Source organism: Streptomyces sp. NPDC025793, assembly GCF_055558375.1.
The window spans coordinates 24,400-37,455 of record NZ_JBVHMR010000032.1; the positions used below are offsets into that span (position 1 = coordinate 24,400).

At 67.1% G+C, this 13,056-nt stretch carries 13 protein-coding genes and 2 pseudogenes; 8 read left to right on the plus strand and 7 right to left on the minus strand.

Annotated elements, in window-relative coordinates:
- Window positions 1–50: 50 nt before the first annotated feature.
- Both ACZ4MF_RS37290 and ACZ4MF_RS37295 read right to left on the minus strand, forming a co-directional pair.
- The gene (locus tag ACZ4MF_RS37290) at window positions 51–1,004 is read right to left on the minus strand and encodes an alpha/beta hydrolase (protein WP_467497208.1); all 954 of its coding nucleotides are present in this window, start codon (window positions 1,002–1,004) and stop codon (window positions 51–53) included.
- Between the two features lie 177 nt (window positions 1,005–1,181).
- Window positions 1,182–1,778, minus strand: a complete 597-nt coding sequence (locus ACZ4MF_RS37295) for a TetR/AcrR family transcriptional regulator (RefSeq protein WP_467497210.1) — start codon at window positions 1,776–1,778, stop codon at window positions 1,182–1,184.
- Between the two features lie 146 nt (window positions 1,779–1,924).
- Here ACZ4MF_RS37295 and ACZ4MF_RS37300 point away from each other — a divergent pair, with 146 nt between their 5' ends.
- The gene (locus ACZ4MF_RS37300; protein WP_467497212.1) at window positions 1,925–2,788 is read left to right on the plus strand and encodes an alpha/beta fold hydrolase; all 864 of its coding nucleotides are present in this window, start codon (window positions 1,925–1,927) and stop codon (window positions 2,786–2,788) included.
- 40 nt (window positions 2,789–2,828) lie between these two features.
- On the plus strand, window positions 2,829–4,601 hold the full coding sequence (locus ACZ4MF_RS37305) for an MOSC domain-containing protein (RefSeq protein ID WP_467497213.1): 1,773 nt from the start codon (window positions 2,829–2,831) through the stop codon (window positions 4,599–4,601).
- A gap of 30 nt (window positions 4,602–4,631) precedes the next feature.
- Here ACZ4MF_RS37305 and ACZ4MF_RS37310 read toward each other — a convergent pair whose 3' ends face one another.
- On the minus strand, window positions 4,632–4,880 hold the full coding sequence (locus tag ACZ4MF_RS37310; RefSeq protein WP_467497280.1) for a hypothetical protein: 249 nt from the start codon (window positions 4,878–4,880) through the stop codon (window positions 4,632–4,634).
- 193 nt (window positions 4,881–5,073) lie between these two features.
- Window positions 5,074–5,178, minus strand: a pseudogene (locus tag ACZ4MF_RS37315) (helix-turn-helix domain-containing protein); the annotation flags it as partial.
- A gap of 50 nt (window positions 5,179–5,228) precedes the next feature.
- On the opposite strand from ACZ4MF_RS37315, the gene ACZ4MF_RS37320 reads away from it, so the two are divergent.
- The 4 genes from ACZ4MF_RS37320 (at window position 5,229) to ACZ4MF_RS37335 (ending at window position 8,390) form a co-directional block, all read left to right on the plus strand.
- Window positions 5,229–5,996: an NAD(P)H-binding protein gene (locus tag ACZ4MF_RS37320; RefSeq protein ID WP_467497215.1), complete on the plus strand. Its 768-nt coding sequence runs from the start codon at window positions 5,229–5,231 to the stop codon at window positions 5,994–5,996.
- Between the two features lie 789 nt (window positions 5,997–6,785).
- On the plus strand, window positions 6,786–7,205 hold the full coding sequence (locus ACZ4MF_RS37325) for a hypothetical protein (protein ID WP_467497216.1): 420 nt from the start codon (window positions 6,786–6,788) through the stop codon (window positions 7,203–7,205).
- 113 nt (window positions 7,206–7,318) lie between these two features.
- The gene (locus ACZ4MF_RS37330) at window positions 7,319–7,507 is read left to right on the plus strand and encodes a glutamate synthase-related protein (protein WP_467497268.1); all 189 of its coding nucleotides are present in this window, start codon (window positions 7,319–7,321) and stop codon (window positions 7,505–7,507) included.
- Between the two features lie 625 nt (window positions 7,508–8,132).
- Window positions 8,133–8,390: a hypothetical protein gene (locus tag ACZ4MF_RS37335; RefSeq protein WP_467497217.1), complete on the plus strand. Its 258-nt coding sequence runs from the start codon at window positions 8,133–8,135 to the stop codon at window positions 8,388–8,390.
- A 203-nt stretch (window positions 8,391–8,593) separates the two neighbouring features.
- Here ACZ4MF_RS37335 and ACZ4MF_RS37340 read toward each other — a convergent pair.
- The 3 genes and pseudogenes from ACZ4MF_RS37340 to ACZ4MF_RS37350 all read right to left on the minus strand — a co-directional run.
- Window positions 8,594–9,103 (minus strand): annotated as a pseudogene (locus ACZ4MF_RS37340) (IS701 family transposase); the annotation flags it as partial.
- A 37-nt stretch (window positions 9,104–9,140) separates the two neighbouring features.
- Window positions 9,141–10,721 (minus strand): FMN-binding glutamate synthase family protein, encoded by a 1,581-nt coding sequence (locus ACZ4MF_RS37345; protein ID WP_467497269.1) that lies wholly within the window; start codon window positions 10,719–10,721, stop codon window positions 9,141–9,143.
- 110 nt (window positions 10,722–10,831) lie between these two features.
- A complete protein-coding gene (locus ACZ4MF_RS37350) occupies window positions 10,832–11,665 on the minus strand; it encodes an alpha/beta hydrolase family protein (RefSeq protein WP_467497270.1) in 834 nt (277 codons plus the stop codon).
- 270 nt (window positions 11,666–11,935) lie between these two features.
- Between ACZ4MF_RS37350 and ACZ4MF_RS37355 the strand changes: the two genes are divergently transcribed.
- Both ACZ4MF_RS37355 and ACZ4MF_RS37360 read left to right on the plus strand, forming a co-directional pair.
- Complete coding sequence (locus ACZ4MF_RS37355) at window positions 11,936–12,208, plus strand: hypothetical protein (protein ID WP_467497218.1); 273 nt, start codon at window positions 11,936–11,938, stop codon at window positions 12,206–12,208.
- Window positions 12,209–12,348: 140 nt separating this feature from the next.
- The gene (locus ACZ4MF_RS37360) at window positions 12,349–12,822 is read left to right on the plus strand and encodes a hypothetical protein (RefSeq protein WP_467497220.1); all 474 of its coding nucleotides are present in this window, start codon (window positions 12,349–12,351) and stop codon (window positions 12,820–12,822) included.
- The last annotated feature ends 234 nt before the right edge of the window (window positions 12,823–13,056 follow it).

The window sequence follows — 13,056 nt, forward strand, 5'->3', positions numbered from 1 at the left end:
AGGAGGGAAATTCATGTGCAGGCCAAGTAGAACAGTTATGGACCGGGCGGTCAAGAATTGTGTCCGAACGCCTTGCGGAGGGTATGGATGGCCTGCTCGATGGCGGCCGTCGCCGCCTGGGTGGGACGGACGGGGTTGAGCATCATGAAGTCGTGGATGATGCCGTTGTAGCGGACGCTGGTCGTGGGCACGCCGGCCTGGATCAGGCGGCGCGCATAGGCTTCACCTTCGTCGCGCAGTACGTCGTTCTCATCCACGATCACCAGCGCCGGCGGCAGCCCAGACAGCTCCTCCGGGCTGGCCCGCAGCGGTGAGGCGGTGGCTTCCGCGCGCTGCGCGGGGTCGGTGGTGTAGGCGTCCCAGAACCAGGCCATGGACCTGGCGGTCAGAAACGGCCCGCCTGCGAACTCCCGGTAGCTTGCGGTGTCCTGGGCGGCGTCGGTCACGGGGTAGTACAGCGACTGGTGGACGAACCTGACATCGCCGCGCTGCTTGGCCATGATGGCCAACGCGGCGGCCATGTTGCCGCCTACGGAGTCCCCGGCGACGGGCATGCGGGAGGCGTCCAGGCCCTCGGCCACGCCGTTCGCGGTCAGCCGGCGTGCGGTCGCGTAGGCCTGCTCGATCGCCATCGGGTACCGGGCCTCGGGGGAACGGTCGTACTCGACGAAGGCGATCGCGGCGCCGGTGCCGACGGCCGGCTCCCGTACGATCCTGTCGTGTGTCCCGGCGTTGCCCAGGATCCAGCCTCCGCCGTGAATGTAGAGGATGACCGGCAGGCCCGCGGCTGCACCGACGGGTTTGACGATGCGGACCTGGACGTCGCCCACCTCGGCGGGCACCGTGATCCACGTGTCCTCCACGTCAGGCTTTTCGACCGGTGCCGCCTGGATGTCGTCCAGTACCTTGCGGGCGCCTTCCGGGCCGAGTTCATAGAGGAACGGCGGTTTCGCCGACGCGTCCGCGACCTCTTGGGTGGCTGGCTCGAGGACGGGCTTGGTCATGGCGGGTCCCTGCCGTTGTGCACAGATCACACCCTCACCCCTGGGCCGGTCCGGCCGGGGGGGCGCCTCTTCCCTCCAGCCTGACTCCCGCCCCAGGAACCCGCACGCCGGAGTCGATGCCTTCGCCTGCCGGACAGGGAACCACGTCGTGAACCGCGCGTCTTCCTGGTTGTCTGCTTACGCGTCGTCAGGGCTGGGAAGCTGACGCAGCGCGGTACATCCGATCTGCAGGAGGGCCGCGGTGTCCATGTTGGTCTTCGCGAGGAACTCGATGCCCTGCAGCGCGGCGAGCAGCAGTCGGCCCAGCTCGCGTGCGTCAGCGCCCGGGTCCAGCGCACCCGCTTGCTGCGCCTCCTTCACGCGGTCCACAAGAAGGTCCTCGACACGCTGGTACGTCGCCCGAGCCAGGGCGACCACGTCGGGATCCTGCCCACGGAGCTCCGAGGCGCTGTTGACCATGAAACAGCCTCGGCGCTGGGCATCTGTGCCGTAGCTGTGCGCGACGTCCTCGAACAGGCGCGCCAGGCGCTCCATGGCGGTGCCGGAGCCGGCAAGGACCTGCTGGATGTGACTGATCTGCTCGGTGCAGTAGCTGTTCAGCAGCTTCAGGAAGAGCTGGCGCTTGTCGCCGAACGCGCCGTACAGGCTGCCCTTGCCGAGGCCGGTGGCGGCGACCAGATCGCTCAGCGACGTGGCGGCGTAGCCACGGTTCCAGAACTGCTCACGCGCCAAATCGAGCACCCTGTTCTCGTCGAAGCTCCGTGGACGCGCCATCCGCACAGTCTAGCCATTCTTGACTCATCGTTCCATATCGTCTGGGGTCCTGAGTGGCCACTGCCGGAGGCCGGGTCTAGCGTGGGCAACGTGCGGCAGGCCCCCCGCGGGCCGTAGAAGTGGAATCCCTGGGGAGGGAGGCCGGCATGCTCCCTACGTACCACCGGACCACGACGATCGCCGGCCAACAGGTGTTCTACCGCGAGGCGGGCCCGAGCGAAGCGCCGGTGGTTCTCTTGCACGGATTTCCCAGCAGTTCCCACATGTTCCGCCATCTCATTCCCGCGCTCGCCGATCGGTATCACGTGCTCGCCACCGACCACATCGGGTACGGCCAGTCCTCGATGCCCACAGTCGAGGATTTCGGCTACACCTTCGACAACCTGGCCGACATCACCGCGGGGCTGCTCAATGAGTTGGGGATCAATCGCTTCTCGCTCTCCGTGCACGACTACGGTGCCCCGATCGGCTGGCGGTTGGCCTTGAACCCGGCCTACGAGGTGACGGCCGTCATCTCGCAGAGCGGTGACGCATACATGGAGGGCTTCGCCACGCCCTTCTGGGACGACCTGTTCGCATACGCCACGTCACCGAGGCCTGACACCGAGCCCGGTGCGCGGCCGAAGTTCGGCGCCAAGACCACGCGCTGGCAGTTCGAGAACGGGGCTGAGGACGTGAGTCTGGTCAGCCCGGACACCTGGCTGCACGACCAGACCTTGCTGGACCGGCCGGGCAACGACCAGGTGCAGCTGGCGCTGTTCCGGAACTACCCGACCAACATCGAGGGCTGTCCGCAGCTCCAGGAGTACTTCCGTACCAGCAAGGTGCCGCTGCTCGCGGTCTGGGGCGAACGCGACGAGCTCTTCGGACCGGACGGCGCTCGGGCCTTCTCCCGTGACCTGCCGGACGCCGAAGTCCATCTGCTGCCGGCTGGTCACTTCGCCATGGAGACGCATCTCGACGCCATCAGCGGCTACATCCACGGATTCCTCGGCCGCGTCCTCAGCTGAGGCGCGCCAGAAGCGGGGGCACAAGGAGGGCGGCGATCGGATGGCGACCTTGATCGCGGTCAACGTGGGGATGCCCAGAGACGTGCCCTGGCACGGCAGGACTGTGTACACCGGGGTGTACAAGCAGACCGTGTCGGGGCCGCGGATGGTGCGGCGGCTGAACATCGACGGCGACGGTCAGGGGGACCTGGGCGGGCACGGTGGGGAGATGCGGGCCGTGCTGGTCTACCAGCTCGAGTCCTACCGCTTCTGGTCGCGGAAGCTGGGACGCGACGACCTGACGCCCGGAAGTTTCGGTGAGAACTTCACCGTCGACGGGCTCCCCGACAATGAGGTGTGCATCGGTGACCGGTACCGCATCGGCGGGGCCCTCTTCGAGGTCTCACAGCCCAGGGTGACGTGTTACCGGGTCGGCCTGCGCATGGGAGAGCCGCAGATGGCGGCGCTGCTGGTGGCCCATCACCGGCCCGGTTTCTACCTGCGTGTCATAGAGGAAGGAGAGGTGGAGGCCGGGCAGGAGATCGTCAAGGTCTCCACCGGCCCGGAAGCGATGACCGTCGAGGAGATCGACTCGGTCCTCTACCTCCCCGGGCACACGCGCGAGCAGGTGGAGCGGGCCCTGCGGATCCCCGTCCTCAGCCCGGGCTGGCAGGGGTCGATGCGCACGCTTCTGGAGCAGGCCGAAACGGGGTCGGGCTCGTCGTCGGGCAGTGCCGGCCTCACGGCGGCATCCAGCGCCCCGCCCCCTGCGTGGACCGGCTTCCGCCCCCTGACGATCACGGACGTCCGGCCCGAGAGCGAGAGTGTGATCAGCCTGTCCCTGGCCGCAGCCGAGGGCCATGCCCTGCCGGCTGCCCTGCCGGGGCAGTTTCTGACCGTGAGAATACGACCTCAGGGTGATGGGCCACCGCTGATCCGCAGCTACTCGCTGTCCGGCCGGCCCGGCACAGGGGCATACCGGATCAGCGTGAAGGTGGAACCACATGGTGTGGCGAGCAACTATCTGCGCGCACACGCCCGCGCCGGTGACAGCCTGGACATCGCCGCGCCCCGCGGCACGTTCTGCCTGTCCGACGGGGACAGCCCGGTGGTTCTGGTGTCCGCCGGGGTAGGCGTGACGCCCGTGCTCGCCATGCTGCATTCGCTGGTGAGCGCCGGCTCCCGACGGCAGGTGTGGTGGCTGCACAGCGCCCGCAACGGCACGGAGCATCCCTTCGCCCAGGAGGCACGCAGCCTGGTGGAGCGCCTGGACCACGCACGGTCGATCATTTACTACAGCAGGCCGAACACCGAAGACCGGCAGGGCGAGGACTACGCGCAGGCGGGTCGCATGACGAGCGAGCGGCTCCTCGGCCTGGGCCTGCCCACCGATGCCGATGCCTACGTGTGCGGGCCGGTGACCTTCATGGACGATGTCACCGACGCCCTGGTCAAGGCCGGCCTGCAAGCATCGCGCGTGCACACCGAGAACTTCAGCGCCGGTCCCTCGATCACCCCGGGGATCAAGGGCGCGCCGCCGCCAAGGGCGCCGCACCAGCCCCCGGGCCCTGCCGGCACCGGCCCTTCCGTCTCGTTCACACGCAGTGGGCTGACCGTTTCGTGGGACGACGCCCGCAACTCCCTGCTCGAACTCGCCGAAGCCTGCGACGTCCCGGTCCAGTGGTCGTGCCGCACCGGCGTGTGCCACACATGCGAGCTCGCCCTGATGTCGGGGAGCGTTGACTACTCACCCGATCCCGTCGAGCCGCCGGGCGACGGAAACATCCTCATCTGCTGCTCCAAACCCGCTCAGGACGTTGTCCTGGACCTTTAACGCCGCCCTATGGGCGACTCCCTGGCGTGATCACGAAGAGCGGTCGCTGAGTACGGCGGCCGACACCTGACCCGCCAGCCACTCTTCGGTTTCGTTCCACGACCAGCCGCAGTCCGCCACGTACACCCGCCAAGACTGATGTCCGAGATAGAACCACAGGATGTCGGTCCCGCGGTCGATGGTCAGGCCCTCCTTGAGGACTTCCAGATCTTCCAGCCGTGCGGCGACTTTCGCCAGAGCCTCGCGGTAGACACAGTCGGCACGGGTGAGGGTTTCCACCGCGGTTGCCTCGAGTGCAGCGGCAGTGACCAACCTGCAGGAGGGCGAAGTGCCGCTCGTTGTCCACCCGCACCCCGTGGGTGGTCACCGCCACGACCTCGCGGGGATCGCGGGTAGCGCCTGCCGCCGCGAGTGTGTCCTCGGCGACCGATGCGCTCATGCCCTCGCTGATGAGATGGGACAGGATCGAAGACTTGCCTCCGGTGCTCGCATACACCGTAGGAACGGCTGTCTCCGCCTCACGCGCTATGTCACTGACGGTGACTCTCCCGTAACCGTGTTGGACGAACGAGCGCAAGGCGGCGTCCTGGATGGCCGCCCGAGTCTCCTGGACGTTGTCCCGACCGCATGCCCGAACTGCCAGGCGCCCGGCGACGCGGTCCGGCCGCCTACGCCGACGCCGCGGACATGCGCAGGGCGCTCGAGGGCGCGTCGACCCTCATCCTGGTCTCCGGACACCGTACGGGTCGCCGGCTGGAAGAACACGCCACCGCGGTCGAGGCCGCGATCGCGGTCGGCGTGGGCCGGGTCCTGTATGTGTCCCTCGTCAGCGCGGCGCCCACCGCCACCTACCTCAACGCCCGCGACCAGTGGCTGACCGAACAGTTCCTGGCAGGGGCCGGGATCCGCCACACAGTGCTCCGGGTGGGCTTCTACGCGTCGACGCCTGCGGCCCTCGCCAACGAGCAATTTGTCGTGAGCGGTCCTGCGACGACTGGCCGGGCCGCCTTCGTCACCCATGAGGACATCGCCGACGTGATCACGGCCGTCGCCCTCGAGGACGGTCCGCACTCCGAGCACGACGGCGCGACCCTTGAGATCACCGGGCCCGAGGCCCTGACTCTCGACGAAGCGGTCACCCGGATCGCCGCAGCCACCGGTCGGCCCTACCGCTACGAACCCGAGACCCTCGAGGAAGCCCTCGCACGGCGATGGCGACTGGGCATGAGCGGAGAGCAGATCGAGACCTGGATCTCGTGGTATCAGGCGATCGAGAGGGGCGAGGTTTCCGTGGTCACCGACGTGGTTCCCCGGCTCACCGGCTCACCGGCGACCCCGATCTCGAACGCAGCCTGGTGGCCCGCGCCGAACACCGCCCGGGTACCGCTGAGTTGAGACGGAAGCAAAGCTAAGACGGTGCCCCGTGGGGTGAGGCGGTCGTGGGGCGGTGCATGGGACGGGGTGAGTCGCATCGAGGACCGCGATTCCGTGTCCGGCCGGCTCCCCGGCAGATCCGGGCGGCCGCCAACCAGTCCTTGCCGCACGCGCAGAGGCGAATACGGCGTACGCCCAATGCGGCCTCTCAGAAAGGCCCAGGCGAGCCTCGGGAGCGATGTCCATCAGTGCGTCCAGGCATGCTGCAGTACGAGAACAAGGCTGACACCGAGGACGAGTGCGATCACTCCCAGGACCATCACTTTCGTCTGATCGCTCATCTGCGGCCGTTCATTCGTGCGGAGGGCTCGGTTCCTACCGGCGACTCGAAGTCCTTGACGGCCCGGACAGCGAGCCGGCCGTCACCCGCACTGCAGGCCCGCAAGACCTGCCGGGCACACCCGACATCCGCGCGGGCGAGGGAAACGTGGCTACTGGTTTTCTGCCTGGTCAGAATGGCATGGCAAGGAACTGAGGCGCATCACATGATCTGGCGATGGGTCCGACCGTTCCCTCCCCTGTCGCGAGTAACTCCTCCTTACTGGTGACCGTGCGATGGCGACGACATACTCGACGACGCACACAGGGATCTCCCTGACTCGATCTTTCTGCGGTCAAGCCCGAAAGGGACGCCTTGAAGAAGGGCGGCGGGTCGCACTCCGACCAATCACTCGATCGTGCGATGCTCCCCGCTCTTTTCCGATCCATAGTGATTCCTGTGAGCGATCGATAAAACAAGGAGAAATGACCATGGAAAAGATCGCACATCGCATCGGGATCGCGACCGCGTCTCTTGCGGTCGCCACAGGTGCTCTCTTCGCTGCCGGCGGTTCCGCGAGTGCGGCCGCTTTTCCGGCGGACACGCCCACCCCCGCCCAATCAGGTGTGGTTGCGGGGACGGGAGCCACCGGCTGGAACCACGGCGGGTACGGCGGAGTCAGGAGTGAGGGCTACCGCCACCGCGGGAACCCCTCGGACGGGCACTGCGGCCGCTGCGCCTACGACCGCTTCGACCGCTTCTACCCCTGGGTCTGGGACCAGCTCACGGAGCTCAGACACGTCAACGGGAACCCCTCGGACGGGCACCACGGCCGCTACGCCTACGACCGCTTCGACCGCTTCTACCCCTGGGTCTGGGACCAGCTCACGGAGCTCAGACACGTCAACTGACCCTGGGTGTCCGTCAACGCGAACTCCCCGCCCCAGCATCACAGCCCGAGCAACCGGCAGCGCCAAAAGCAGCCCAGCCCTCCACCCCTCGCCGACGAACGCATCCAGCGCATATCTGCCGCACCAACGCCTGCCCCGTCGGCCTCGCCACCCAGGACCCGCGCCGCGCCAGCGCATTGAACGTCCACGGAACATCGGCTCGGGTCCACCGCTTCCAGTCCGCCACGGCGTGCAAGATCATCGCTTCGCCGGCCGCATGTGAACCCGCTCAGTGTGCCAGCGCACGCTGCGCCGGCGTGTAGACCCGGTCACTGCCCAGTCCATGCGGAGGAGAGGGAGTCTCATCGTGGCCAGAACCTCGCCCCCGTCATTGACGGCTGAAGGAGCGGCACCAGCTTGCGGTGGGCCGCAAGCTCCTCATCCAGGCCTACCGCGTGCTGCGCGAACTCGACGCGGCACACCAGGGAGAAAGCCCAGCTCACGACTTGATGACCCTCGGCACACGGCCTTGACGACTAATTGGCGAGAGCATCACCCTGCGTCATTAGATCTCTCGCGATGCCCACAGAGAGCTCCACGCCAGGAGTGCTGACTGCGCAAGGACCGCTCACTAGATTATGCGATGCACAGCGAACACTGATGGTGTTGGTATTTAGTTCCTGATAGAAGTCGGGGGTGTTTTGCACGATGAGCGGTACTGACGGCGCCCTGAGCTCCACGCCAGCTGGGTCCCAACCTTCCTCGTCTTGTCACACCCGCATTTCGGAGTGCGCCACCACCGATCTCGACTCTCCGAAGTATGAGGCAGGCCAAACATTCACGGATGGACTGGAGCCCTGGCTTTCAGCGTGGCTGGCAGTCGGCCAGGAGAATCACTGACACAGTGTGCCATTCCCCCATCCCCTAGTTGAAGCTGATGAGCCGACAATGATTGACACCGTCATCTGGTTGATCGGATTCCGCTACCACATTGCCCCCGATCGTACAATTCGGTGCTTCTACCTGGTCGACAACGCCAGGAACCAGCAACAGGCTCGGCGGATCGCCGCCGAACGGGCGGAGACACCCGCCGAACGTGGACGACGCAAGCACCTCGTTCTTGACCAGGCTTGGACCGAAATACGGCGCCTGCGCTGTGACTCCATCGGCAGATGGAAATTTGAGCTCTCGGAGGATTCCCGCTGAACGTCGTCCGTCACGGCCCAGTATGGGAGCGCCAAACCGGGGATGGTGCAGTAGCGGTGAGCCAGTCAGAGCTGGGGAGCGTAGCGAGGGTTTGACATGGGTGGGACGGTCTTGGACGGGCTGTCCCACCAACGTGTGTCCGCGCCGCATCCAGTGGCAGCGGCGGACACGTACTTGGCGGCTACGCCGCCGTCCCGACCAGTTCACCGCGTGGTCGCGGCATGCAGGAGGGTGGCGGGCTTCAGCTGCCGGCAGACGATGGATTTCAGCTGGTGTGAGGTCCACGAGGTCGGGTGCGTCGGCCGGGTCACCCCATTTTTTTTCACTTCTGGACGGCCTTCACCGCGAGGAACGCGTGGGCGAGCATGGTGGGCGTGATGTGCTGGCACCATCCCATGTTGCGGCGGACCTCGTACGTCTACGACAGTGGCCGCCAGCGGGACGCAGGCGAGGTAGTACGCGATTTCGTCGGGCTCGCTCATGCTGCGGCGGGCCAGCATCCGCCGCTGCCGGGTCGGCTCGTCGCCGTCGAACTCCCACACTGCGGGCAAGCGGGCGGCTGCCCAGTCGTAGAACCGTTCGCCCTTGGCTCCCGCACCCGCCGACAGATGCCGCCATGCCTCGGGCGGGGCCTGGGCGAGGACGGGGTCGATGCGCGGGCCGTGCACGGGCTGCGACTTGGACACGGCGAAGAGCGACGGGGCGCCGGCGTCGATGGCGCACCCCGCCCGCTCACCGCGGCAAGACCAGTCAAGCGGCGAAGCGATCAGGATCTGCGGCCTTCCAGTCCACCGCCCAGGACTCCGGCGGCTCGATCAGCAATTGCCCCGGGTCCAGCCATTCATAGAGCTCCGCGTAGGAGCGGACCGTGACCGGATCCACGCGCCGACGCAGCATGTGCGGGCGCAGCTCGGCCGGTCCGTTCACGCCCAGCGAGGCGATGATCTTCAGGGAGCTGTTCACCGTGGCGGACTGGAAGCGCTGGACCCGGACCGACTTGTCGTCGACGTGCAACGCGCGGGCGCGGCGCGGGTCTTGTGTGGCGACTCCGGCGGGGCAGGTGTTGGTGTGGCAGCTCTGCGCCTGGATGCAGCCGATCGCGAACATCATGGCGCGAGCCGCGTTGGTGAAATCGGCGCCTTGCACCATGCGCTTGACGATGTCGGCTCCGGTGGCCACCTTGCCGCTGGCGCCGATCCTGATCCGGTCCCGCAAGCCGGCGCCGACCAGAGCGTTGTGGACGGTGATGAGTCCCTCGGTGAGGGGGCTGCCCAGATGGTCGGCGAACTCCAGCGGGGCGGCTCCGGTGCCGCCCTCCGCTCCGTCGACGATGATGAAGTCCGGCGCGGTGCCCTCCTCGATCATGGCCTTGCACACCGCCAGGAACTCCCGCCGGGAGCCCACACAGAGCTTGAAGCCGACCGGCTTGCCCCCGGACAACTCGCGCATCTCGGCGAGGAACCGGATCAGTTCCCGCGGAGTACTGAAGACCTCGTGGTACGGGGGCGAGATGACGGTCCGGCCTTCAGGGACTTCGCGTACCCGGGCTATCTCGGCGGTGACCTTCTCTCCGGGCAGCACTCCTCCGATGCCGGGCTTGGCCCCCTGGGAGAGCTTCAGGGACACGCACTTCACGCTGTCGTGAGCGGCCTTGTCCGCGAACCGCGCCCGGTCGAAACGGCCGTCCGTGGTGCGGCAGCCGAAGTATCCGGTGCCGATCTCCCACACCAGGTCCCCGCCGTGCCGCAGATGGTATTCCGACAGGCCGCCCTCACCGGTGTCGTGAGCGAATCCGCCGAGGGCGGCGCCCCGGTTCAGGGCGAGGATGGCATTGGCGGACAGCGAACCAAAACTCATTGCCGAGACGTTGAGCAACGCCATGTCGTAGGGCTTGGTGCAGTCTGGACCGCCGATGCGGACCCTCGGCTGCTCCGCCTGCACCGGGCGTGGCCTCATCGACGACTCGAAGTACTCGTAGCCTTCGGCATAGACGTTCCGTTCGGTCCCGAACGGTTGCTCCGCCTCCAAGCCCTTGGCGCGCTGATAGACGAGACTGCGCACATCCCGGTCGTAGGGACGGCCGTCGTAATTGCGCTCGATGAAATACTGCTGCAACTCCGGCCGGATCGACTCCAGCATGAAGCGCACATGTCCCAGCACGGGGTAGTTGCGCAGCACCGAGTGGCGCTTTTGGAGGAGATCATAGGCACCCACACCCGCCAACACCGCGAAGAGCAAGGCGGCCGGCCACCACCAGGCAGACACGGTCGACGCGAAGGCTCCGAATGTGACTGCCACAGCCCCAATGAATACGATCGCTGAAATTCTCATCACCTGTGAAACGTACAGCCGTCGAAGTCCGCGTCACAATGTGTCATTGATGCGATATGCGGCACATTCGGCGGACGGAAGTCCTATCAGCTCGGCGTGTGCGAATTCCGTCACGCCGGCCCGGCCTGGACCGAACCGTGTGCGTAACGGCCGGCCCATGCGGCCAGCATCGTCGCGACATAGCGCGCGTCGGCACGATCGGTGAGCAGATGGTCGGCCCCGTCGATCGCGACGAAGGACTTGGGATGCCGTGCCGCGTCGAGGATCTGCTGGGCGTTCTCCACACTCACCGTCTCGTCGATCGGCGAGTGCAGCACCAGGAGCGCGTGACGCAGCCGGCGGATGCGCTCGGCCTGAGGCTGCGTGCCGATGTCGTCGAGGAATTCCCGACGGATGTGGAACACGCGGCCTCCGAGACTCACCTCGGCCTCCCCGTTCCGCTCGATCTCGTCCCGCCTGCCGCCGAAAGCGCGCACGACGTGCTCCGGGTCCGCAGGCGCAGCGATCGTGGCCACCGCCGCCGTCTCGGGTATCCGGTGTGCGGCGGCCAGCACGGCCGCGCCGCCCAGCGAATGCCCGATGAGGATCGACGGAGCCGTGAAGTGCTCACGCAGGTGGTCGGCGGCACGCACGAGATCGTCCACATCGGAACTGAACGTACTGTCGGCGAAGTCACCCCCGGACTCGCCGATGCCGGCGAAGTCCACACTGAGGACCGCGATTCCGCGTTCGGCCAACTCCCGGCAGATCCGAGCGGCTGCCAACCAGTCCTTGCCGCATGTGAAGCAGGGGGCGAATACGGCGTACGCCCAAGGCGTCCCCTCCGGCAGGTCCAGGCGTGCCACCAGCGGGACGCCCTGCGAGCCTACGAACTCGATTTTGCTACTGCGCCTGGACATCCTGGCCCTCCACGCCCCCGACCCCGATCTGGTTTCGTATGGCACTTTTCTTCTGCAGACGGCCGCCGAGCCAAGATGACTCAAGCGATATCAACTCCCTGGGCAGAGTGAACCGGAAAGGAACTGAAGACATCGCGCAATCTAGTGATTCATGCGACTACCAGATCTCAGGTGAAGCCCACGATGCATACCCGCGGCATGGGCCCACCTGGGCAGCAGTCAGTCACCAGATCATGCGATGCATTGCGCGCCTTCCCGCTCGACACTGGTCGCGCTGGCAGTTACTACTCCTCGGGAAATTACGGAGTGATTATTTTGCGCACCAAGAACAAGCTGGTACGGCACATCGCGACCGCCGCGGCTTCTCTGGCGTTCGCCGGAGGCGTCCTCCTCACCGCGGGGGGTTCCGCGAACGCGGCTGCTTTTCCGGCCGACGCGCGCCTCCCTGCCCGGGTGGGTGCGGTGGCGGAGACGGGAACCGCCGGTGGGCACCACGGCGAACACCGTGGACACGCCTGGGACCGCGCCACGTACGACCGCTTCTACCCGTGGATCTGGGAGCAGCTGAAGACGTTCGGGGTGGCGTAGTGGGGCGGCGTCGGCATCGCCCGGTCCCGGATGTTCCGTGGCACACCGCGGGGAGGTCCGGAACGACGTCCACGGCTGTGCCCCTGTGGAATCCGGGAAACCTGCCGGTGTCGGAGGAAGTGCGTGAGGACGGACCGCAAGTGACCAAGGAACACACCGGCCGCCGCGGCCTCACGCCGGACCGTCGCAGGAGGCACACCGCTGAGCTGCTCGCCGCGTGCGCCGCCTGTCTCATACCGTGGACCGTGATGCTGGGTCTGACGCTGCCGTCGTCCCACCACGTGCACGAATGGCGCCTGACCTGGGTCGGATTCGACGCGCTGCTCATCATGGCGTTGGCATCCACGGCGTTGCTGGCCTGGCGCCGCCGCCGTTCGGCCATCCTGTACGCGCATGCCACCGCGGTCCTGCTGATCTGCGACACCTGGTTCGACATCTCGCTCGACGCCGGCACCGAGGACGTCTGGATGGCGGGAGGCCTTGCCCTGGCCACCGAACTGCCGCTCGCCGCCTTCCTCATCCATCGGGCACACTCCCTGATCGCCCTGCTGCAGTGGCCGCCCACACACACCACCGCCGGCGACACTGTCGGGGGCCGGACGGAACCTACGTGATCCGGCGAACTGCGGAGCAGCGGAACTGGGCGCTGACAGCGAGCAGATGGAGGGGGGAGCCGCCCTACGCGACAACACACAGCCCGACGAAGGCGAGCGTCGCACCGGCGAGGAGTGCCAGGACTTCGGCCGTCCCTGGGACGCCGCGATCGGACGACGTCACGGCGGTGGCGGTCCACAGCGCCAGGGTGTATCCGTGCGGAGCCGCGCTCGTGGCCCCGGCTGCACCGAACC

Bases quoted from the DNA above. Each gene is read 5' to 3' on its own strand.
- ACZ4MF_RS37335 (WP_467497217.1), top strand. From the start codon at position 8,133: ATGATTGACACCGTCATCTGGTTGATCGGATTCCGCTACCACATTGCC.
- ACZ4MF_RS37295 (WP_467497210.1), bottom strand. From the start codon at position 1,778: ATGGCGCGTCCACGGAGCTTCGACGAGAACAGGGTGCTCGATTTGGCG.
- ACZ4MF_RS37345 (WP_467497269.1), bottom strand. From the start codon at position 10,721: ATGAGAATTTCAGCGATCGTATTCATTGGGGCTGTGGCAGTCACATTC.
- ACZ4MF_RS37320 (WP_467497215.1), top strand. From the start codon at position 5,229: ATGCCCGAACTGCCAGGCGCCCGGCGACGCGGTCCGGCCGCCTACGCC.
- ACZ4MF_RS37300 (WP_467497212.1), top strand. From the start codon at position 1,925: ATGCTCCCTACGTACCACCGGACCACGACGATCGCCGGCCAACAGGTG.
- ACZ4MF_RS37305 (WP_467497213.1), top strand. From the start codon at position 2,829: ATGGCGACCTTGATCGCGGTCAACGTGGGGATGCCCAGAGACGTGCCC.
- ACZ4MF_RS37325 (WP_467497216.1), top strand. From the start codon at position 6,786: ATGGAAAAGATCGCACATCGCATCGGGATCGCGACCGCGTCTCTTGCG.
- ACZ4MF_RS37290 (WP_467497208.1), bottom strand. From the start codon at position 1,004: ATGACCAAGCCCGTCCTCGAGCCAGCCACCCAAGAGGTCGCGGACGCG.